Here is a 19776-nt window from a genome sequence, read left to right on the forward strand (position 1 = left end):
GGTCCTGCAGTGCCAAGTGCCAGCCCCATTCCACGAACAGGAGACCGATGGTGCCGGTCCTTCCTGGAGCCGAGCCGTACCGCCACGAGGGCGGCGAGGTCGGAGTCCTCCTCTGCCACGGCTTCACGGGTTCCCCCCAGTCGATGCGCCCCTGGGCGGAGTATCTCGCCGCGCGCGGCCTGACCGTCTCGCTGCCGCTGCTGCCCGGGCACGGCACCCGCTGGGAGGACATGCAGCTCACCGGCTGGCAGGACTGGTACGCGGAGGTGGACCGGGAGCTGCGCGGCCTGCTGGAGCGCTGCTCGGAGGTCTTCCTGGCGGGCCTGTCCATGGGCGGCACGCTGGCCCTGCGGCTGGCGGCGAAGCACGGGGACGCGGTGCGCGGCCTGGTGCTGGTGAACCCGGCGAACCGGATGCACGGCCTGGCCGCCCACGCTCTCCCCGTCGTCCGCCACCTGGTCCGCTCGACGAAGGGGATCGCCAGCGACATCGCCAAGGAGGGCAGTACGGAGCTGGGCTACGACCGGGTGCCGCTGGGCGCCGCCCACTCCCTGCGCGCCTTCTTCCGGCTGGTCGACGGCGAGCTGCCGCAGGTCACCCAGCCGCTGCTGGTGCTGCACAGCCCGCAGGACCACGTGGTGCCACCGGCCGATTCGGCGCGCGTCCTGGGCCGCGTCTCCTCGCTGGACGTGACGGAGATCCTGCTGGAACAGAGCTACCACGTCGCGACGTTGGACCACGACGCGGACCGGATCTTCGCGGAGAGCCTCGCGTTCATCGGCCGGCTCGCGACCGGTGTCGGCAAGGGGACCGGGGTCGGCAACGAAGGGACGGCGGCAGGTGGCTGAGCACGACTCCGACCGGGAGGACCGGGAGCCGGAGGATCAGGGCGTGCCGTTCGACGAGGACGCCGCGTGGGCGGCGATCGTGGCGGGGTACGGCGAGGAGCCCGCGGACCCGCCGGGCGCCAAGCCCTTCAAGGCGGTCGAGGACCTGGCGCTGCTGGAGACCGTCACGAACGACGGCGACGGCGGTGACGACCCGCCGGAGAAGGACGAGCCGGCGAAGCCGCTGGGCGCGTCGGTGGCCTTCGCGCCGGGCGTGGGTCCGCGCGACCACACGGCCCCCGAGGCGTCCGACGACGACTTCGACGAGGACGACGAGGGCCACTTCGTCCCGCCGGAGCCGCCGCCGCTGCCGGCCGCCGACGCGACCGCGAAGTTCGCCTGGCTGGCGGTGATCGGCGGCCCGGTGCTGCTCCTGCTGGCGGTGGTGCTCGGCTGGGACATGACCTGGTGGCTCGCCACGCTGGGCATCGGCGGTTTCCTGGGCGGCTTCGCCACGCTGGTGACGCGGATGAAGACGGACGACGAGGACGACGGCGACCCGGGCCGCGGCGCCGTCGTGTGAGACCCGTCCCCGGCTGGGCTCCGGGCCTCCGGGCGGGCCGGGCGAAGCCCGCGCCGGTGCGCCCCGAAGGGGCGCGGGGATCCGCGCGACCGGGCACGACGGCGCGGCAGCCGACCGACGGCGTGACGCCACGCCTCCCGCACAACGCCGCTCAACCCGCCGCAAGCCTCGGCGACCGCCCCCCAAGGGGCGCGGGGAACCACGCGACCGGCCACCACGGCGCGGCAGCCGACCGACGGCGCGGCCCGGCGGGCCCGGCGCAGCGCCGGTCAGCCCGCCGGGATCCTGAGGGCGGCCAGGACCGGAAGGTGGTCGGTGGCCGCCCTCAGGTCGGTCTCCGTCACGCCGGGGTGGCCGACCGGCACCCCGCAGCCGAGCACCTCGACGTCCTTCGTGGCGAAGACCGCGTCGATGCGGCGGTGCGGCTCGGTGCGCGTCCAGGTGTGCTCGCCGCCCCAGGGGGCCGTGGCCCGGCAGTCCTGGAGGGTGCCGGCGAGACGCCGGAAGGTGCGGCCGGCGGGCGGCTCGTTGAGGTCGCCGCCCGCGACGGCGTGCCGCACGCCCATGGCCGCGAGCCGGTCCAGCAGCATGCCGCCCTGCTCGTACCGCTCGTCCTTCTGGAGGGAGAGGTGGCAGCTCAGCACGCCGAGGCGGGCGCCGCCGAAGCGGACCACCGCCGTGGCGAGGCCGCGCCGGTGCAGGCCCGGGGTGAGGGGCAGCAGCACGTCCTCGGTGCGCTCGACGGTGGCCCGCAGCGAGCACAGGAGCGCCGGTCCGGCGGCGGTCGCGCCCCCGCCGAGGACGACCTGCCCCGAGGCGGCCGCCAGTCGGGCGAGCTTCTTGCGCCAACGGAAGAAACGGGGCGCTTCCTGGAGCAGGACGAGGTCGGGGGCGCAGGCGGTGATGACGCGGGCGAGGGCGTCCGTGTCGTCCCGCATCGAGCGGACGTTGTAGCTCAGGACCCGGACGACGGCCGAACCGTCGGGTTCGGTACGGGAGTTGGGAAGCGGCTCCATGCGGATCAATCTACGCCGCACGCCGGGGCGCGAGGTGTACCCCGCGCCCCTCGGGTCGTCCCGGAGGACGTCACATGATGGGATCGGGCTCGCGGGCCAGGTCCGCCGCGCCGACCAGGCCGGCCTTGTTGCCGAGCTGGGCCGCGATCACGTCGGCGACCGGGCGCCAGTTGCCGCCCACCAGCCAGCGCTTGTAGGACTTGCGGATCGGGTCCAGGACCAGCTCGCCCTCGTCGGAGAGGCCGCCGCCGACGATGAAGGCGGACGGGTCGAAGAGGGAGGCCAGGTCGGCGAGGCCGGCGCCGGCCCAGCGGGCCAGCTCGCGGTAGGAGTCGACGGCGACCGGGTCGCCCTGGCGGGCGGCCATGGAGATGTGTTTGCCCTCGATGCCGTCGGGGGTGCCGTCGCCCAGCGACAGCAGCAGCTCGGCGTTCTCGGGGGTGGCGTTGGCGCGCTGCATGGCGTACCTGACGAGCGCGCGCCCCGAGGCGTACTGCTCCCAGCAGCCCTGCGAGCCGCAGCCGCACAGCAGACCGTCCGGCACCATGCGGATGTGGCCGAACTCGGCGGCCACGCCGAAGTGGCCGCGGCGCAGCTTGTTGCCGATGATGATGCCGCCGCCGAGGCCGGTGCCGAGGGTGATGCAGATGACGTTGCGGTGGCCCTTGCCCGCGCCGAACTTGTACTCGCCCCAGGCCGCCGCGTTCGCGTCGTTCTCCACGACGACCGGCAGGCCCACGCGCGCCTCGACCTTGTCCTTCAGCGGCTCCTGGCGCCAGTCGATGTTCGGCGCGAAGTAGACGGTGGAACGCTGCCGGTTGACGTACCCGGCCGCGCCGATGCCCACGCCGACGATCTCGTGCCCGGCCCGCGCGCCCTCCACCGCCGAGGAGATGGCGTCCACGATGGCCTCGGGCGTGGTGGGGGTCGGCACCTTGAAGGTCGAGAGGATGTTGCCTTCCTCGTCGACCACGCCGGCCGCGATCTTCGTGCCGCCGATGTCGACGCCGATGGTGAGTCCCATGAATCCCTCAGTTCCGGTCGAGCCCCGCTACGGCCAACCGTACCCGAGGCCCTGCCGTCGGTTCCCCGTCGTCCGGCCGCTGGACAGGCCGGAATCAGGCGGTCGGGGCTGCCCGGGGACCCTCAGTCGAGATCGATGCGCTGGCCGGGTCCGGTGCCGTCGTCCCGGCCGGGACGCTCGTCCGGGTCCTTGCCCGTCCGGTCCTCGCGGTCCCCGCGCGGGTCGCCCGCGCCGTGGGTCCAGCGCTGTTCCTGGGCCTGGACCGCGGAGCGGTAGGCGGCGAGCAGTTCGCTGCCGGCCGCGGCCAGGTGGTCGAAGACGTCCGGGTTGCGCTCTATCACGGGTTCGACGGCGGCCTTGGCCTGCTGGACGACCTGCCGCACCGCCTGCTGCGCGGCGGGGCCCGCGACGGCGCCGAGCAGCGGCGACCGGAACCCCGAGAACCCGGAGAGGCGGTCCGCGACGGTGTCGACCAGCCGGCGCAGTTCCTCGGCGGCCGAGCCCGGCGGCGGGCCGTAGCTCGCGCGGCGGCGGGCCTTCTCGGCCGCGAGGTCCTCGGCGCACGCCGTCGCCCAGGCGTCGGCGTCGGTCGCCCGCACCGCGTCGTCGGCCTCGCGGTCACCGGCATCCGACGGGGGGAGCTCTTCGCTCATGACGGACTCCTGACTACGGTTCGTCCTTACGACGTTACCCGAACGGCCGTACGCCGTTCAGGGCCTGCCGGGCCACAGCTCCGGGTCCGGCGCGAACCGGATCAGCAGCCGGCCGTCCCGCAGGGAGGCGCCGTCGACGGTGCACCGGCGCAGGGCGGACGGCAGCGGGACGATGCGGTGGAACGGCCCGGCGCTGACGACGAGTTCGTCGCCGCGCCGGATGAGGTCCAGCTCGTCGCGTATGGCGCCGGGGAGCGGGATGTGCCAGACCAGCACGCCGTCCGCGGCGAGCCGGTCGGTGACGGGCCACTCGACCGTGGAGGTCGTGTCGTTGACGCCGGGCACGGCGAGCGCGGCGAGGTCGTCGGTGCCGCGCGGGTCGCGGCCGAGGTGGGCGACGCGGTGGACGTCGTGGGACTCCCGCCATTCCGCCAGGGCCTTGCGCTGCTGGGCGAGGGGGCCGGCGAGCCAGCTGTCGGCGGCGTGCTCGGGCAGCACCCGGTTGGCCACCAGCGTCTCGGGGCGCAGACCGCGCAGGGCGAGGGCGAGGCAGGCGGCGCGTACGGCGTCGGCGCCGGCCGGGCCGGGTTCGGCGACCAGCCGTACGACGGTGTCCGGGTCGGTGAGGACCGCCTCGACGGCGCCGAGCTCCAGGTCCCAGCGGGCCGCGGTCTCGTACAGCCACTCCGCGGGCATCGGGACGCCGGCCAGGCGGCCGAGGACGGGCCGCAGGGCGCGGGCCGCCTGCCGCTCGGGCGGCAGCAGACGGCGCAGGTAGCGGCGCAGTTCCTCGGGCAGGGCCAGCAGTGAGAGCGCCTGCGGGGTGGGCGGCAGGTCGACGACGAGGAGTTGGTGCGCCTCGTCCCGGTCGGCGAGGGCGGCGTCCCGCAGGGCGCGCAGGAGGGCGAGCTCGGCGGCGCCGGGCAGGGGGGTGACCTCCTCGGCGTCGAGGCGGGAGGCGCCCAGGAGGTCGAGGACGTTCGCGGCGCGCTCCTGGAAGGCGGCGAGGTCGTCCCGGAAGCCGGCCGCGGCGTCGGGGCGCCAGGCGGTGAGGTTCGGCGCGACCTGCCGCGGGGCCGGGCCCGTCGGTGCGCCGAGGGCCGCGCCGAGGGTGTCGGTGCGGTCGGCGCTCAGGACGAGGGTGCGGGTGCCGTCGCCCGCGGCACGCAGGGCGGTGGCGGCGGCGACGGTGGTACGTCCACAACCGCCGGGGCCCGTGATCAGGATGGTGCGCATGGGGTGACGGTACCGGTACCCGGTCGGCCGGCCGGGCCGCCGCGAGGGCGGTTCCCGGCCCGGCTCACGGCTGCTTCTTCTCGAACATTCCGCCGGACGTCTCCCCGGACTCCACGCGCTTCTTCAGGCCCGCCAGCGCGCGGTCGATGATCACCTTCTCCGCCTTGCGCTTGATCATCCCCAGCATCGGGATCTTGACGTCGACCGTGAGCTGGTAGGTGACCTCGGTGGCGCCCCGGCCGGCCGGCCTGAGGCGGTAGGAGCCGTCGAGGGAGCGCAGCATCTGGGACTTGACCAGGGTCCAGGAGACCTCGTTGCCGCCGCCCCAGGTGTAGGCGAGCACCTGGTCGTCCTTGATGGCGCCGGCGTCCATGACGAGGCGGACCTGTTCGGCGCGGCCCTGGGCGTCGGTCTTGAGCACCTCCGCCTCCTTCACCTCACCGGTCCAGTCCGGGTAGCGGGCGAAGTCGGCGATCACCCCCATGACATCGGCCGGTGCCGCCTCGATCGTGATGCTCGAGCTGGTGTGTTCCGCCATCGCCGTGGCTCCTCCAGATGCGGGCCGGAATTCAGGTCGTGCGCACGTGTGTGCAGCGTGAAGGCTACCGCGCTCCGACCAGCCGACTTCACCGTGTACCCGGCACACCGCGACGGGTCACCACTCCAGGGCCCACGGCTTCCCGCTGCCGGCGAAGTGCCCCACGTTGACGCACTCGGTCGGACCGATCCGCATCCGCCGGACCAGCGGCTGGTGGACGTGGCCGAACAGGGAGTACCGGGGCCGGGTGCGGCGGATCGCGTCCAGCAGGGCGCGGCTGCCGCGTTCGAAGCGGCGCGCGACGGTGTCGTAGACCAGTTCGGGCACCTCGGGCGGGATGTGCGTGCACAGCACGTCGACCTCGCCCACGGCCTCGATCTTCGCCGCGTACTCCTCGTCGGTGAGCTCGTACGGCGTGCGCATCGGCGTCTTCAGGCCGCCGCCGACGAAGCCGAAGACCCACCCGCCGATCTCCACCCGCTCCCCGTCCAGCACCGTCGTGCCGGGCCCCGCGAACTCCGGCCACAGGGGCGGCATGTCGACGTTGCCGTAGGTGGCGTACGTCGGCGCCGGGAACGCGGCGAACATCTCGGCGTACTGTCTGCGTACCGCGCGCTCGATCACCGCGGCCCGGTCCGCGCCGATGCCGGCCCACAGCTGGGCCCCGAGCTCCCGCGCCTCCTCGAAGCGGCGGGCGGTGCGCAGCGCGACGAGGCGGTCGGTGTTCTCCTTGCCGAACAGGTCGGGGAAGATCCCGCGCGAGTGGTCGGCGTAGTCCAGGAAGAGCACCAGGTCGCCCAGGCAGATCAGGGCGTCGGCGCCGTCCTTGGCCCTGGCCAGGTCCCGGGCGTTGCCGTGCACGTCGCTGACCACGTGGACACGGGTCCTTCGGTTGCCGGACGGTGCGGTTGCCATGGCGATCAAGAGTACGGCCGAGCGGCGCGGGTGAACAGTGCCGCCGCCACCTGCGGTTACTGGCCAGTCAGGAAGGCGGTGGACTACCGTGCAGAAAGGAACACCAATCTGTGTGACGCAGCGAACATATCGTCGGGACCCCCTGTCGAAAGAGCTATACCGGCGGGTAACGTCCGGGCCGTCCAGTTGTGCTCAGGATTTCAACCAGTGGATCTCTGAGCACCGCCCGAGCCGTGGACCGCACCGTCGCATCGCACAACGTCGTGGCGCCGGCGCCCTATGAGGAGCAGCAGTCTTGCGCGAGTTCAGCCTTCCGGCTTTGTACGAGGTCCCTGCGGACGGCAACCTGGCCGACATCGTCCGCAGAAACGCCGCGCAGCATCCCGACGTCGCCGTGATCGCCCGCAAGGTTGACGGCGTCTGGCAGGACGTCACCGCCACGGCCTTCCTGGCCGAGGTGCGCTCCGCCGCCAAGGGGCTGATCGCCTCCGGTGTCCAGCCGGGCGACCGGGTCGGGCTGATGTCCCGCACGCGCTACGAGTGGACGCTGCTGGACTTCGCGATCTGGAGCGCGGGCGCGATCACCGTGCCGGTGTACGAGACCAGCTCGCCGGAGCAGGTGGAGTGGATCCTCTCCGACTCGGGCGCGACGGCCTGCGTCACGGAACTGGACGCCCACGCGGCCGCCGTCGAGTCGGTGCGCGACCGGCTGCCGGACCTCAAGCACCTCTGGCAGATCGAGGCCGGCGCGGTCGAGGAGCTGGGCGCGCTCGGCGCGGACGTCACCGACGCCACGGTCGAGGAGCGCAGCTCGCTCGCCAAGGCCGACGACCCGGCGACGATCGTCTACACCTCGGGCACGACCGGGCGGCCCAAGGGCTGCGTGCTGACCCACCGCAGCTTCTTCGCCGAGTGCGGGAACGTCGTGGAGCGCCTGCGCCCGCTGTTCCGCACCGGTGAGTGCAGCGTGCTGCTGTTCCTGCCGCTGGCGCACGTCTTCGGCCGTCTCATCCAGATCGCGCCGATGATGGCGCCGATCAAGCTGGGCAACGTACCCGACATCAAGAACCTCACCGACGAGCTGGCCGCCTTCCGGCCGACGCTGATCCTGGGCGTGCCGCGCGTCTTCGAGAAGGTGTACAACTCGGCGCGGGCCAAGGCGCAGGCGGACGGCAAGGGCAAGATCTTCGACAAGGCCGCCGACACCGCGATCGCGTACAGCAAGGCGCTGGACACGCCGTCGGGCCCGTCGCTCGGTCTGAAGATCAAGCACAAGGCGTTCGACAAGCTGGTCTACGGCAAACTGCGGGCGGTGCTCGGCGGCCGGGGCGAGTACGCGGTCTCGGGCGGCGCCCCGCTGGGCGAGCGGCTCGGGCACTTCTTCCGCGGCATCGGCTTCACCGTCCTGGAGGGCTACGGCCTGACGGAGTCCTGCGCCGCGACCGCGTTCAACCCGTGGGACCGGCAGAAGATCGGCACGGTCGGCCAGCCGCTGCCGGGCTCGGTGGTCAGGATCGCGGACGACGGGGAGGTGCTGCTGCACGGCGAGCACCTGTTCAAGGGCTACTGGAACAACGAGGCGGCGACCGCCGAGGCGCTGACGGACGGCTGGTTCCACACCGGTGACATCGGCACCCTGGACGAGGACGGCTACCTCAGGATCACCGGCCGCAAGAAGGAGATCATCGTCACCGCGGGCGGCAAGAACGTGGCCCCGGCCGTGATCGAGGACCGCATCCGGGCGCACGCGCTGGTCGCGGAGTGCATGGTGGTGGGCGACGGGCGGCCGTTCGTCGGCGCGCTGATCACCCTCGACCAGGAGTTCCTGGCCCGCTGGTGCGCCGAGCACGGCAAGCCGGCCGGTTCCACCGCGGCGTCGCTGCGTGACGACCCGGAGCTGCTGGCGGCCATCCAGACAGCGGTCGACGACGGCAACGCCGCGGTGTCGAAGGCGGAGTCGGTGCGGAAGTTCCGCGTTCTGTCCTCCCAGTTCACGGAGGAGTCGGGCCACCTGACGCCGTCGCTGAAGCTGAAGCGGAACGTGGTGGCGAAGGACTACGCGGACGAGATCGAGGCCCTCTACGCCAAGTGAGGCGCGCCGCCCGGCTCGCAGCGCGCCGTGCGGCTCACGCCGCGGTGTCCTCGGCGAGGACCCGTTCCATCGTCCGTTCGGCGAGCGCGGTGATCGTCACGAACGGGTTCACCCCGATCGAGCCGGGCACGAGCGAGCCGTCGGTGACGTACAGTCCCGGATATCCCTTCACCCGGCCGTAGTCGTCGGTCGCCTTCCCCAGCACGCAGCCGCCCAGCGGGTGGTAGCAGAAGTCGTCCGCGAAGACCTTGCCGGACGAGCCGAACAGGTCGTACCGGTAGATGGTGGCGTTGGCCGCGTTGATCCGGTCGAACAGCTTCTTGGCCATGGCGACGGAGACGGCGCTCTGGGCGGCGCTCCAGTCGAGCCGCAGCGCTCCGTCCGCGTACGAGAAGGAGCCCCGCTCCGGGTTCTTGGTGATCGCCAGATAGAGGCTGACCCAGTGCTCCAGCCCCATCGGCAGCGGGGCTATCTCGGCGAAGACGGGGTTGGCGGCGTTGTCCCAGTCGTCGATGCCCATGACCGGCATGGTCGACTGGTCGGCGCCGACGGTGTCCCAGACGTGGTTGGCGCGGCCCAGCATGACGTTGCCGTTGGTCCCCCAGCCGGTGCCGACGCTCGCGTGCAGGTCCGGCAGGGTGCCCGTCTCGCGGGCCCGCAGCAGGAGTTCGGTGGTGCCGAGGCTGCCGCCGCCGAGGAAGAGGTGGCGGCAGCCGTACTGCTTGGTCCCGACGACCGCGCCGGTGGCGTCGATGCGGTCGGCGTTCAGCACCCAGCTCCCGTCGCCCGCGCGGCTGATGCCGGTCACCCGCTCCAGGGTGTGGAGGGTGACGTTCCCCGTGCCGAGCGCCGCGGCGAGGTAGGTCTTGTCGAGGCTGCGCTTGCCGTGGTTGTTGCCGTAGATGACCTCCTGGGCGAGTGCGGATCTCGGGGCGGTGCCGGCCGCCTCGCGCTGCATGTGGCCGAAGTCGTAGACGTTCGGCACGAACGTGGTCCTCAGTCCGGCGTTCGTCGCGGCCTTGCGGGAGGTCCGGGTGAACCGGTACCACTCGGTCGACTCGAACCACGCCGGGTCGACGGAGTTCACGCCGAGCATGGAGCGGGCGCGCGGGAAGTAGGTGCCGTACATCTCCGCCGCGTCCACGGTGGGGAACTGCTCGGTGAAGTACGCCCGCGGCGGGGTGACCGCCATGCCGCCGTTGACCAGGGAGCCGCCGCCGACGCCCCGGCCGACGTAGACGGACATGTTCTCGAAGTGCACGCGGTCCAGGACCCCCGGGTAGCGGCTGATGTCCCGGTCGACGACGTCCAGCCACAGGAAGGTGGCCAGCGGCGCCTCGGTGCGGGTGCGGAACCACATCGACCGCTCGTCCGGGGCGACGGTGGAGCAGAAGACCTTGCCGTCGGAGCCGGGCGTGTTCCACAGCTTGCCCATCTCCAGCACGAGGGTGCGGATGCCGGCCTGGCCGAGGCGCAGGGCGGCGACCGCGCCGCCGTAGCCGGAGCCGACCACGACTGCGGGGGCGGATTCGGCCGCCGCGGGCTCGGCGGCCCGGGCCGACTGGAGGCCGACGCGGGTGAAGCCGAGGGCCGCGGCGGTCTGCAGGGCGGCCATGCCGAGGATGTGACGGCGTGTCAGCTGACGCTGCATCAGTTCTGGTGTCATACGCGCAGCATCGGCGGAATGGAACGTTCCGGCCAGGGCCTAGAGCAGCGTCGTCAACTTCTCGGCCAGCAGGTCCCAGCGCCACTTCTCCTCGACCCACTCCCGTCCCCGCTCCCCCATGCGGCGGCGCAGTTCGGGGTCGCCGAGGAGCGTGACGACGCGGTCGGCGACCTGCGCGGGGGAGCCGCCGGACACCACCCAGCCGGTCTCGCCGTCGAGTACGGCGTCGGGCGCGCCGCCCGAGTCGCCGGCCACGACGGGCAGCCCGGTCGCCGACGCCTCCAGGTAGACGATCCCGAGCCCCTCCACGTCCAGTCCGCCCCGGCGTGTGCGGCACGGCATCGCGAAGACGTCCCCGGCGCCGTAGTGCGCGGGCAGCTCGGACCAGGGCACGGCGCCGGTGAAGCGCACGGAGCCGGCCACGCCGGTCTCGGCGGCGAGCCTGCGCAGGTCCTTCTCGTACGGGCCGCCGCCGACGATCAGCAGTACGGCCTCCGGCTCGGCGGCGAGGATCCGGGGCATGGCCAGGATGAGGGTGTCCTGCCCCTTGCGCGGCACCAGCCGGGACACGCACACCACCACGGGCCGGTCCGCCAGCCCGAGGCGGGCGCGCACCTCGTCGCCGCCCGACGACGGGTGGAAGACCTTCTCGTCGACCCCCGGCGGCAGCTGCACCATCCGCGAGGCCGCCTCGGGGGTCAGCGCGGCCGCGATCCGCGAGCGGGTGTACTCGCCGAGGTAGGTGATCGTGTCCGTCGACTCCCCGATCCGGCGCAGCAGGCTGCGCGCGGCCGGCAGCTGGGCCCACCCCGCCTCGTGGCCGTGGGTGGTGGCCACCAGGCGCCGCGCGCCGGCCCTGCGCAGGGCAGGCGCCATCAGCCCGAGCGGCGCGGCCGCCCCGAACCACACCGAGGTGCAGCCGTGCTCCCGCAGCAGCCCGGCCGCCCGCCGGGTCGCGGCCGGCGTCGGCAGCAGCATCGTCGTACGGTCCCGTACGACCGTGAAGGGCTGCTCGGCGTCGAACGCGGCCGTCGCCTCGGTCCCCTCCGGCCCGCGCTTCCAGGTGGAGGCGTAGACGACGAGACGCTCGGGGTCGAGCCGCAGCGCCATGTTGTGCAGGAACGCCTGGATGCCGCCCGGGCGGGGCGGGAAGTCGTTCGTCACTATCAGGGTCTTGTGCATCGCGGCCGACCCTATCCAACGCCACCCGCACGGCGCCCACGGGCGGCCGGACGCGGGGCTTTCCGCCACCCTGGGAGTCGAGCGCCGGCGGCGGCCCGCGACTCCGGGTGCGTTCCATGGCTCGCGCACCGGCCGACGGGACATCATGGCTCCTCGGGCGAGGAACGGATGAACAGGGGCACAGGTGGACATGACGGGCGCGAAGCGCTACCTGGCCGGGCTGCTGGGGACCTGGACCGTGAGCCGACTGGTGCTGCTGCTGTTCGTCTTCGGGGTGCTGCGCTTCCCGGGACCGGACGTCACCACCGACGTGTCCGTGATCTACCGGGGCTGGTACGAGGTGCTGCGCCAGGGCACGTTCCCGCTCGACGACGTCACCTGGCAGTACCCGCCCGCCGCCGCCCTCGCCATCCTCTCCCCCGCCCTGCTGGGCTTCCTCGGTTACGCCGCGGCCTTCTTCGTCCTCGCCTTCCTGGCCGACCTCACGGTCCTGTGCCTGCTGCTGTACGCGGGCCTGCGCCCCGGCAGGCGGCTGCGCGGGGCCTGGGTGTGGGTGGCGGGCGTCCCGCTGCTGGGACCGACGGTGTACGCGCGCTACGACGTGATGGTGACCGCGGTGGCGGTGGCCGCGCTGCTCGCGGGCGCCCGGCATCCGCGGGCGATGGGCGCGCTGGCCGGCTTCGGCGCGATGCTCAAGGTGTGGCCGGTGCTGCTGCTGGTCGGCGCGCGCGGGCGGAGCGCCTGGGGCGCGGCCGCGGCCACCTGCTGCGCGCTGGCCGCCCTGTTCGCCGTGTCGATGCCCGGGGCGTTCTCCTTCCTGGCCTTCCAGCGGGAGCGCGGCACGGAGGTGGAGTCGCTGGGCGCGCTGGTGCTCCACCTGGCCCGGCAGTTCGGCTGGCGCGGTGAGGTGCTGCTCCGCTACGGCTCGGTGGAGTTCCTCGGCCCGTACGTGAGCGCCGTCAGCACGGCCGCGCTGGGGCTGACGGTGGCCGCCTTCGGCTGGCTGCTGCTGTGGCGGCTGAGGGCGAACCGCTTCGCGCCGCACACCCTCGCGGACGCGGCGTTCACGGCGGTGCTGCTGTTCACCGTCACCAGCCGGGTGATCAGCCCCCAGTACATGGTGTGGCTGGTCGGCACGGCGGCCGTCTGCCTGTGCTTCCGCGGCAGCCGGATGGGGCTGCCGGCCTGTCTGGTCCTGGTCGCGGCCTTCCTGACGGTGCTGGAGTTCCCGGTCTGGTTCGGGCACGTGGTCGCGAGCGACCCGCTGGGGGTCACCCTGCTGATCGCGCGCAACGGCCTGCTGGTGGTCACCACCCTGCTGGCGGCCCTGGAACTGTGGCAGTCGACGGCCTCCCGCGCCCCCGCCCCGTCCCTCCCCGCCCAGACCCCCCGCGCGCGGGAGACCTCGGCGTCCTCCTGACCGCGCCCCCAGGCCGCAGGCCCCGTGCGCCGGAGCGGACCGGACACGGCTCACGGAAACCCCAGCGGACCGGACACGGCTCACGGAGACCGACGGCCGGCGGCCGGCCGGATCAGGTGAGCCGGTCCTCCGCGTAGGCCCGCCACCGGGCGGTGAACCGCTCCGGCGTCGTCCCCAGCACCTTCTTCATCGCGTCCTCGACCGCGCCCGCCCGCCGCTCGTGGTCGCCCACCGCGCGGTAGAACTCCCGCAGCCGCACCTCGCCCCACCGCTCGGCGATCAGCCGGCAGGCCAGCCAGCCGCTCTCGTAGGCCCGCGCCAGCTCACCGGCGTCCCCGCTGAAGGCGAAGTCCTTGTCGGCGGGCAGCGCGGCCGGCAGCCGCCCGTCGGCGACGGCACGGGCCAGTTCGGGCGCCGCCTGCGCGGCGGTGCGCCCGGTGCCGCGGTAGCCGGCCCAGTCGGCGTACCCCTCCGACAGCCACAGCGGCGTCGCGGCGGAGGTGTGGGCGCGGGTGGCGACGTGGGTGGTCTCGTGCGTGAGCACGACCTGCTTGCCGAGGCCGCCGAGGACGGCGTAGGCGTCGGGATTGACGATGATGCGGTCCGCGGGCGCCGTGGGCGGGCCGCCCACCTCGCCGGTGGTGACGGCCGCGATCCCGCGGTAGGAGGAGGCGGGCGAGCCGAGCAGGCCGGCCATGCCCGCCAGCGACTTCGGCACGAGGACGACGACGCGCCGGGCCCAGTCGGTGCCCCAGGCCGCCGACACCGCCGGCACCGCGCGGTCCGCCAGATCGGCGTACCTGTGCAGCGCCTCGCCGGACTGGCCGACCCCCAGGACGATCCCGCGCCGGGCGCGCACGACGTCCACCTCGCCCTGGTCCCACAGCTGCTGGGCGGACTTCCGCGCGGGCGTCTCGGCGTCCACGTACCACTGCCCGTCCGGCCGCCGGGACAGCGTCAGGGTGCGGCCGGCGGTGACCGGGGCCCGGTCGTAGCCGAGGACGCGGTAGCGCAGTTCGACGTCGGCGGTGGCCCGGTCGCCGGTGCGGTGCAGGCCGGTGACGCGGTAGGACCAGCCGGCGAACGGCACCCCGCGCAGGTTCTCGAACCAGCTCAGGGCGCCGGTCCGCAGGAAGGCCGCCCGGTCGCGGTCGAGGACCGCGGCCGCCCGCCGGTCCAGGACCCGCTGCACGTCGGCCCGGGCGCTGTCGGCCGCGGGCCGCCCGCCGCAGGACACCAGGCAGACGAGCAGCAGGGCGAGCGCGACCACCTGGCGCGCCGGCGCCCGTCCGCGACCTCTCATCCGCCGATCGTAAGGCCGGGACGCCGCCCCGGTCAGACCCTGGTGACGGAGGAGACCGGCATCATGTCCACCGGGTCGTAGCGCACCGCCGCGCCGGGATGGGGCGCGTGGATCACCTGGCCGTTGCCGACGTACATCGCCACGTGGCTGGCGTCGGACCGGTAGGTGACCAGATCACCGGGGCGCGCCTGGGACAGCGGGATCAGCCGGCCGGCGTGGCGCTGCGCCTGCGAGGTGCGCGGCAGGGCGACGCCGGCCTGCGCGTACGACCACTGCATCAGGCCCGAACAGTCGAAACCGGTGGGGCCGTTGGCGCCCCACACGTACGGCCTGCCGAGGGCGGAACGGGCCGCGGCGACGGCGGCGGCCGCGCGGGCCGAGGACGGGACGGCGCCGCCGGGGCCCAGCACGTCGGTGCGGCCGCCGCGGGAGGCGCGCTGGTAGGCGAGGCGCTCGGCGTACGGCAGGGAATCGAGCAGCCGCCGCGCCCGGGCGAGTTTCCTCTCGACCGTCCGCTTGTGTTCGACGACCGCCTTGCGGCTCTTGTCCAGTTCGGCGAGTTTCCCGCTCACCTCCGCGCGCTCCTGGGCGAGTTCACGCATCGCCGACCGCAGCCTCCGGAGCCGGCCGGCCTCGCGGGCGCCGATGCGGTCCAGGACGGAGGCCTTGTCGAGGTAGTCCTCCGGGTCGTCGGAGAACAGCAGGGCCAGCGAGGGGTCCAGGCCGCCGGAGCGGTACTGGGCGCCGGCGAGCGCGCCCAGCGCCTCCCGCATGCGGTTGATCCGCTCCTGCCCGCGGGCGACGCGGTCCCGCGCCGTGCTCACCTGCTCGCGCAGCGCGTCGGCCCGCTCACCGGCCTCGTCGTAGGCCTCGGTCGCCTTCTCGGCCTGCTCGTAGAGGCGGTCGACCTCGGCGCGGACGTCGTCGTGCGGCGCGGCCGACGCTGGTACGGGGCCGAGGGCGGCGGCCGCGGCGGACAGTACGCCGAGGGCGGCGCAGGCGCCGCGGTCGAACCCGGACGGTGCAAGGCGGCGATGTGACCCCACGGGAAGCCGCGCTCCTTCCGCTGGCGGACGAGGAAACGCGGCAGACAGTAGACCCGCGCCCGGGCCCCGGCCAAAGACCCCGGCGACCACACAGCGTGACGCCCCGCCCTGACGCGCAGGTCATGGGCGGGGCGTGGGGGTCAGCGCGGGATCACGCGATTCGCCCGTTCGGGCGGAAGGCGGGTGTCAGATCCGGACGCCGAACTGGAACGGCATGTTGTTGATCGACTCGTAGCGCACGACGGTGCCGGTGCGCGGGGCGTGCAGCACCTGGCCGTTGCCGGCGTAGAAGCCGACGTGGTGCAGGTCCCCGTAGAAGATGACCAGGTCGCCGACCTGGAGGGCGCTCTGGCTGTAGATGCGGGTGCCGGCGTTGGCCTGGGCCTGCGAGGTGCGCGGGATGGAGACGCCGGCCTGCGCGTACGCCCACGAGGTGAGGCCGGAGCAGTCGAAGGAGCTCGGGCCGGAGGCGCCGTAGACGTAGGGCGAGCCGATCTTGCTCTGGGCGGCGGAGAAGGCCGCGGCGGCCCGGCTGGAGGCGGGGGTGGAGTTGCCGAGGTCGACCCGGGAGCTGGCGGAGCGGCTGGCGCGGGCGTCCTCCGCGGCGATCGCCGCCTTCTCCGCGGCCGTCAGGGAGTTGAGCAGCTTCTGCGCCTCGGCGAGCTTGCTCTGGACTTCCTTCTTCTTCTTGCCCAGCTCGGTGCGGGTGGCCGCGAGGTCCTTGAGCTTGTCGGAGGCCTCGGCCCGCTCCTGGGCGAGCTCGCGCTGCTTCTCCTGGATCTTCTTCAGCGCCTCGACCTGCTGGGCGCTGAGCTGGTCGGCGGCGGACGCCTTGTCCAGGTAGTCGTCCGGGTTGGACGACAGGAACAGCTGGAGGGAGGAGTCGATGGTGCCGGAGCGGTACTGCGCCGCGGCCGCCAGCCCTATGGAGTCGCGCAGCTCGTTGAGCTCCTCCTGGCCGCGGGCGACGTCGTCCTGGATGGTGGAGATCTCCTTCTGGAGCTTCTCCTGCTTCTCCTTGGCCCCGTTGTACTTCTCGGTGGCCTGCTCCGCCTGCTCGTAGAGCTTGTCGACCTTCGTCTTGACCTCGTCCTTGCTCGGCTTCTCGCTCGGCGCGGCGTTGGCGGCCTGCGCGCTGATGGCGACAGCGGCGGCTGCCGCGGTGGTCAGCACGGTCACACGTGCCCGGCTCGGCTGCTTGGGTCGACGATGGGACGCCACGGAGGCGAACTCCTTCTTCCGAGGGATCACCCGCTTGGAGGTTCGAGGCCCGACCCTAGTGATGTTCCTGTGATCAGTTCAAATCCTCACACCAAAAAACCCCGTCACGCAATGCATTCTTTGCACACAACTCACATGAGGTGATGCACGGTTGACGCTACGTTGCGTGACGGTCCCGTCAATTCGGGCATTAAACCTCGACCTTGACGTTTTCAGGACAGGCGCTTGAGAAGCACCGCAGAAGCCACCGGCCGCGCCCCGGCCCGGGCCACCCCGTCGGCCACCTCGCGGTCGGTCGAGGCGACGATGACCGGCCGGCCGGGCGGCTCCGCGCGCACCAGCTGGCGGATCAGCTCGTCGGCGGTGACGCCCGGCTTGGAGAACAGCACCCGTACCCCGCGCGGCGGCGCCAGCAGTACGGGCGCGGCCAGTTCGGCCCCGTCGAAGACGCACGTCACCTCGGCGCCGGTCTGCGCCGCGAGCTGCGAGAGCTGGCCGAGCAGCCGGAGCCGCTGCTTCTCCAGCGGCATCTGGGGATAGCCGGTCTTGGTGACGTTGTAGCCGTCGACGACCAGATGCGCCTGCGGCAGCGCGAGGAGCTGGTCCAGGATCGCCGGGTCGTGCTCGGACAGCGCCCGCGCGGCGATGTCCTTCGGGCTCATCCGGCCCGGCTCGACCGCGTCGACGGTCTCGGCGGGCCGCACGGACACCGGCGGCAGGGCGAGTTCGCGCCGCAGGCCCTGCGCCGCGTCCAGCACGGTGTCGAGCAGCAGCCGTACGCGCATGTCCTCGACGCTGCGCCCCTCCCGCGCCGCCTTGCGGGTGGCCTCCAGGGCCGCCTCCGCCTCGCCGAGCCGCGCCTTCAGCCGCCGCGTCTCGCTCTCCGCGGCGGACACCTGGGCGTGCCCCTCGGCGCGCACGGCCTCCATCTCGCCCTGCGCCTTGCGCAGCGCCGCCTCGCCGCGCTTGACGTCGCTGAGGGCGGCGCGCAGCTTGCGGTGCAGCGATTCGGCCTCCTTGCGGGCCGCCTCCAGCTCGGTGCGCAGCCGCTCCGTCTCGGCCCGGGTCTGCTCACGGGCGCGGGCCAGCTCCTCGCGCAGCCGCTCCAGCTCGGCCCGGCTCTCCTCGTCGGCGCGTTCGGCGTCGGCCCGCTGGGCTTCCTCGCCGGCCGCGGTCACCAGCTTCACCCAGCCGGCCGGGCGCAGCACATAGGCCGCGGCCGCCACGTCGAGCGGATCCGCGGCCGGAGGCGGCGAACCGGAGTCGAGAGCGCCGGCCAGCTCCGGCTGGGCTTCCCGGAACTTCTCCCCGATGCGCCGGCGGAACAGCGGATCGGTCTCCAGGGCCGCCGCCATCGCGTTGCCGGCGAACTTCGCCCGCCGGTTCGGCGCGAACCGCGCGTACTGTCTGAGCTGCGCCGGCAGTTCGGTGAGCGTCAGCCCGCCGAACCCGTCCGAGACGATCTGTACGACCCTTTTGCGCACTCCGTCGGGCAGCGGACGGTCGAGCACCTCAGCGGCGCCGTCGCCCGGCCCCCCGCCTGCGGTCTCCACCATCCGTCACACCCCACTAGCTGTGCGAGGGCCCGGTCCCCCTCAGGAGGAGCCGGCACCCGGCCTGTCCACGAGTTCCACCTGGTCCACGGCGTTGCACCAGCGGCAGCGCACCGATTCGATGGTCTCACTGACCACTTCGCGCTCCTCGACCGTCGGCTCACCGGCGAGGTCGAGGTGGACGTACTCGACGACCTTCGACGAGCGGGTCACATCGAAACGCGTCAGGTTGCCGCAGAGCGTGCAGCGCCACCGCGTCGTGGCGGTCGGCAGGGGAACCGTCATCGTGACTGTGCTCTTTCCTTCTGGGTCTTCCATTGTCGGCGACGCCCCGGCCCGGCGGGGCGTGTGGCCGTAACCCTACGGCCTGGCAGGTAGTCGCCGCTGGTCCGTCCACGGCGGCGAGGCGGTCCGGGATGATGCGTCCCCTTACGTCATGCTCTGTGTTCGTGATCGGCGACATCATCGGCAACTGGAGCGTGACCCTCGGCCGAGCGATCCGGGCTCCCTCGGCCCCGGTGACGTACGGGCTGATCGCCCTGTGCTGCCTGATCTTCCTGATCGGCCCGGCGGCGGGCCTGAACCCGGCCTACGGCTCCGGGGACACGCTGCTCGCCGCCCAGCGGGCCTACTTCCGCCGCTGGGGCGTGGTGCCCACGCAGCTGTTCGAGGGCTCGGCGCGGGCCGCGCTCACCCCGGCCACCGCCCTGTTCGTCCACGGCAGCTGGGTCCACCTGCTGGGCAACATGCTCTTCCTCTACGTCTTCGGCGTGATGACCGAGGAACGGATGGGCCCCGTGCGGTTCACCCTGTTCTACGTCGGCTGCGGCTACCTCGCCCTGCTGGGCTACTCGGCGGCCAATGCCGCCTCCGGGCAGTCGCTGGTCGGCGCGTCCGGGGCGATCTCGGCGGTCCTCGGTGCGTTCCTGTACCTCTTCCCCGGGGCGCGGGTGACCAGTCTCCTGCCGTTCCTGCTGTTCCTGCCGCTGCGCTTCCCGGCATGGGTCGTGCTGCCGTTCTGGGCGGCCCTGCAGTGGGTGGCCGCGGGGCGGGCGGCCGAGGGGCCCGGCGTGGCCTATCTGGCGCACCTGATGGGCTTCGGGCTGGGGTTCGTGGTCGCCTGGGTGCGGTTCCGGGGTGGGGATAGGGTGAAGTCCGCCCCAGCCACGGCCACCGAGGGAGAGAACCAGCCGTGATCACCGCGATCGTCCTCATCAAGACCAGCGTGGACCGGATCCCCGAGATCGCGGAGTCGATCGCCGCGCTGGAGAGCGTCAGCGAGGTCTTCTCCGTGACCGGCACCTACGACCTGATCGCCATGGTGCGGGTCAGGCAGCACGAGGACCTGGCGGAGGTCATCCCGGGACGCATCAGCAAGATCCCCGGCGTGGAGGCGACGGACACGCACGTCGCCTTCCGCACCTACTCGCAGCACGACCTGGAGGCGGCGTTCGCGATCGGCCTGGACTCCTGACCGCCGCCCCGTGGGCGCTCCCGGCTG

19 protein-coding genes are annotated in these 19776 nt (G+C 73.2%); 6 read left to right on the forward strand and 13 right to left on the reverse strand.

The genetic code is table 11. The features are described 5' to 3' along the window. Nucleotides 1-50: 50 nt before the first annotated feature. Nucleotides 51-848, forward strand: a complete 798-nt coding sequence (locus tag VKA29_RS04105) for an alpha/beta hydrolase (protein ID WP_324783767.1) — start codon at nucleotides 51-53, stop codon at nucleotides 846-848. Beyond that, the gene (locus tag VKA29_RS04110) at nucleotides 841-1410 is read left to right on the forward strand and encodes a hypothetical protein (protein WP_324783768.1); all 570 of its coding nucleotides are present in this window, start codon (nucleotides 841-843) and stop codon (nucleotides 1408-1410) included. Before VKA29_RS04105 ends, VKA29_RS04110 begins: the two co-directional genes overlap by 8 nt. 269 nt (nucleotides 1411-1679) lie before the next feature. Here the strand turns inward: VKA29_RS04110 and VKA29_RS04115 are convergent, their stop codons facing one another. From VKA29_RS04115 to VKA29_RS04140, 6 genes are all read right to left on the reverse strand, one after another. After that, a complete protein-coding gene (locus VKA29_RS04115; RefSeq protein ID WP_324783769.1) occupies nucleotides 1680-2426 on the reverse strand; it encodes an endonuclease/exonuclease/phosphatase family protein in 747 nt (248 codons plus the stop codon). Nucleotides 2427-2496: 70 nt separating this feature from the next. Beyond that, nucleotides 2497-3450: an ROK family glucokinase gene (locus VKA29_RS04120; protein ID WP_324783770.1), complete on the reverse strand. Its 954-nt coding sequence runs from the start codon at nucleotides 3448-3450 to the stop codon at nucleotides 2497-2499. Between the two features lie 122 nt (nucleotides 3451-3572). Continuing rightward, nucleotides 3573-4103 carry a DUF5304 domain-containing protein gene (locus VKA29_RS04125; protein WP_324783771.1) on the reverse strand — a complete coding sequence of 177 codons (531 nt, stop codon included), beginning with the start codon at nucleotides 4101-4103 and terminating at the stop codon, nucleotides 3573-3575. Between the two features lie 57 nt (nucleotides 4104-4160). Then, the gene (locus VKA29_RS04130) at nucleotides 4161-5339 is read right to left on the reverse strand and encodes an ArsA family ATPase (RefSeq protein ID WP_324783772.1); all 1179 of its coding nucleotides are present in this window, start codon (nucleotides 5337-5339) and stop codon (nucleotides 4161-4163) included. Between the two features lie 64 nt (nucleotides 5340-5403). Continuing rightward, nucleotides 5404-5877 (reverse strand): SRPBCC family protein, encoded by a 474-nt coding sequence (locus tag VKA29_RS04135; protein WP_324783773.1) that lies wholly within the window; start codon nucleotides 5875-5877, stop codon nucleotides 5404-5406. Nucleotides 5878-5994: 117 nt separating this feature from the next. Further along, nucleotides 5995-6792 (reverse strand): metallophosphoesterase family protein, encoded by a 798-nt coding sequence (locus VKA29_RS04140; RefSeq protein WP_324783774.1) that lies wholly within the window; start codon nucleotides 6790-6792, stop codon nucleotides 5995-5997. Between the two features lie 295 nt (nucleotides 6793-7087). Here VKA29_RS04140 and VKA29_RS04145 point away from each other — a divergent pair, with 295 nt between their 5' ends. Then, complete coding sequence (locus tag VKA29_RS04145; RefSeq protein ID WP_324783775.1) at nucleotides 7088-8884, forward strand: AMP-dependent synthetase/ligase; 1797 nt, start codon at nucleotides 7088-7090, stop codon at nucleotides 8882-8884. A gap of 34 nt (nucleotides 8885-8918) precedes the next feature. On the opposite strand, the gene VKA29_RS04150 is transcribed toward VKA29_RS04145, so the two are convergent. Further along, the gene (locus tag VKA29_RS04150) at nucleotides 8919-10499 is read right to left on the reverse strand and encodes a GMC oxidoreductase (RefSeq protein ID WP_324783882.1); all 1581 of its coding nucleotides are present in this window, start codon (nucleotides 10497-10499) and stop codon (nucleotides 8919-8921) included. A gap of 90 nt (nucleotides 10500-10589) precedes the next feature. After that, nucleotides 10590-11732 (reverse strand): glycosyltransferase family 4 protein, encoded by a 1143-nt coding sequence (locus VKA29_RS04155; RefSeq protein WP_324783776.1) that lies wholly within the window; start codon nucleotides 11730-11732, stop codon nucleotides 10590-10592. Nucleotides 11733-11922: 190 nt separating this feature from the next. Between VKA29_RS04155 and VKA29_RS04160 the strand changes: the two genes are divergently transcribed. Next, nucleotides 11923-13152, forward strand: a complete 1230-nt coding sequence (locus VKA29_RS04160) for a glycosyltransferase 87 family protein (protein ID WP_420718434.1) — start codon at nucleotides 11923-11925, stop codon at nucleotides 13150-13152. A gap of 112 nt (nucleotides 13153-13264) precedes the next feature. On the opposite strand, the gene VKA29_RS04165 is transcribed toward VKA29_RS04160, so the two are convergent. From VKA29_RS04165 to VKA29_RS04185, 5 genes are all read right to left on the reverse strand, one after another. Beyond that, nucleotides 13265-14455: a hypothetical protein gene (locus VKA29_RS04165; protein WP_324783778.1), complete on the reverse strand. Its 1191-nt coding sequence runs from the start codon at nucleotides 14453-14455 to the stop codon at nucleotides 13265-13267. 32 nt (nucleotides 14456-14487) lie between these two features. Further along, entirely contained in the window at nucleotides 14488-15501 is a 1014-nt protein-coding gene (locus VKA29_RS04170) for an NlpC/P60 family protein (protein WP_324783779.1), read from the reverse strand. Nucleotides 15502-15687: 186 nt separating this feature from the next. Continuing rightward, a complete protein-coding gene (locus VKA29_RS04175) occupies nucleotides 15688-16722 on the reverse strand; it encodes an NlpC/P60 family protein (protein WP_324783780.1) in 1035 nt (344 codons plus the stop codon). A gap of 212 nt (nucleotides 16723-16934) precedes the next feature. Then, nucleotides 16935-18278, reverse strand: a complete 1344-nt coding sequence (locus tag VKA29_RS04180; protein WP_324783781.1) for an NYN domain-containing protein — start codon at nucleotides 18276-18278, stop codon at nucleotides 16935-16937. A gap of 39 nt (nucleotides 18279-18317) precedes the next feature. After that, complete coding sequence (locus VKA29_RS04185; RefSeq protein ID WP_324783782.1) at nucleotides 18318-18560, reverse strand: hypothetical protein; 243 nt, start codon at nucleotides 18558-18560, stop codon at nucleotides 18318-18320. 134 nt (nucleotides 18561-18694) lie between these two features. On the opposite strand from VKA29_RS04185, the gene VKA29_RS04190 reads away from it, so the two are divergent. Further along, entirely contained in the window at nucleotides 18695-19471 is a 777-nt protein-coding gene (locus VKA29_RS04190; protein WP_324783883.1) for a rhomboid family intramembrane serine protease, read from the forward strand. Next, nucleotides 19468-19749: an Lrp/AsnC family transcriptional regulator gene (locus VKA29_RS04195; protein WP_324783783.1), complete on the forward strand. Its 282-nt coding sequence runs from the start codon at nucleotides 19468-19470 to the stop codon at nucleotides 19747-19749. The genes VKA29_RS04190 and VKA29_RS04195 overlap by 4 nt, the downstream gene beginning before the upstream one ends. The last annotated feature ends 27 nt before the right edge of the window (nucleotides 19750-19776 follow it).

The organism is Streptomyces sp. H51 (genome assembly GCF_035656535.1).
In the GTDB taxonomy this organism is placed as follows: domain Bacteria; phylum Actinomycetota; class Actinomycetes; order Streptomycetales; family Streptomycetaceae; genus Streptomyces.

What these genes read in the sequence shown, in the direction of transcription:
- VKA29_RS04115 (WP_324783769.1), bottom strand. Translation starts at nt 2,426, where the DNA reads ATGGAGCCGCTTCCCAACTCCCGTACCGAACCCGACGGTTCGGCCGTC.
- VKA29_RS04120 (WP_324783770.1), bottom strand. Translation starts at nt 3,450, where the DNA reads ATGGGACTCACCATCGGCGTCGACATCGGCGGCACGAAGATCGCGGCC.
- VKA29_RS04125 (WP_324783771.1), bottom strand. Translation starts at nt 4,103, where the DNA reads ATGAGCGAAGAGCTCCCCCCGTCGGATGCCGGTGACCGCGAGGCCGAC.
- VKA29_RS04130 (WP_324783772.1), bottom strand. Translation starts at nt 5,339, where the DNA reads ATGCGCACCATCCTGATCACGGGCCCCGGCGGTTGTGGACGTACCACC.
- VKA29_RS04135 (WP_324783773.1), bottom strand. Translation starts at nt 5,877, where the DNA reads ATGGCGGAACACACCAGCTCGAGCATCACGATCGAGGCGGCACCGGCC.
- VKA29_RS04140 (WP_324783774.1), bottom strand. Translation starts at nt 6,792, where the DNA reads ATGGCAACCGCACCGTCCGGCAACCGAAGGACCCGTGTCCACGTGGTC.
- VKA29_RS04150 (WP_324783882.1), bottom strand. Translation starts at nt 10,499, where the DNA reads ATGGCCGCCCTGCAGACCGCCGCGGCCCTCGGCTTCACCCGCGTCGGC.
- VKA29_RS04155 (WP_324783776.1), bottom strand. Translation starts at nt 11,732, where the DNA reads ATGCACAAGACCCTGATAGTGACGAACGACTTCCCGCCCCGCCCGGGC.
- VKA29_RS04160 (WP_420718434.1), top strand. Translation starts at nt 11,923, where the DNA reads ATGACGGGCGCGAAGCGCTACCTGGCCGGGCTGCTGGGGACCTGGACC.
- VKA29_RS04165 (WP_324783778.1), bottom strand. Translation starts at nt 14,455, where the DNA reads ATGAGAGGTCGCGGACGGGCGCCGGCGCGCCAGGTGGTCGCGCTCGCC.
- VKA29_RS04180 (WP_324783781.1), bottom strand. Translation starts at nt 18,278, where the DNA reads ATGGTGGAGACCGCAGGCGGGGGGCCGGGCGACGGCGCCGCTGAGGTG.
- VKA29_RS04185 (WP_324783782.1), bottom strand. Translation starts at nt 18,560, where the DNA reads ATGACGGTTCCCCTGCCGACCGCCACGACGCGGTGGCGCTGCACGCTC.
- VKA29_RS04190 (WP_324783883.1), top strand. Translation starts at nt 18,695, where the DNA reads ATGCGTCCCCTTACGTCATGCTCTGTGTTCGTGATCGGCGACATCATC.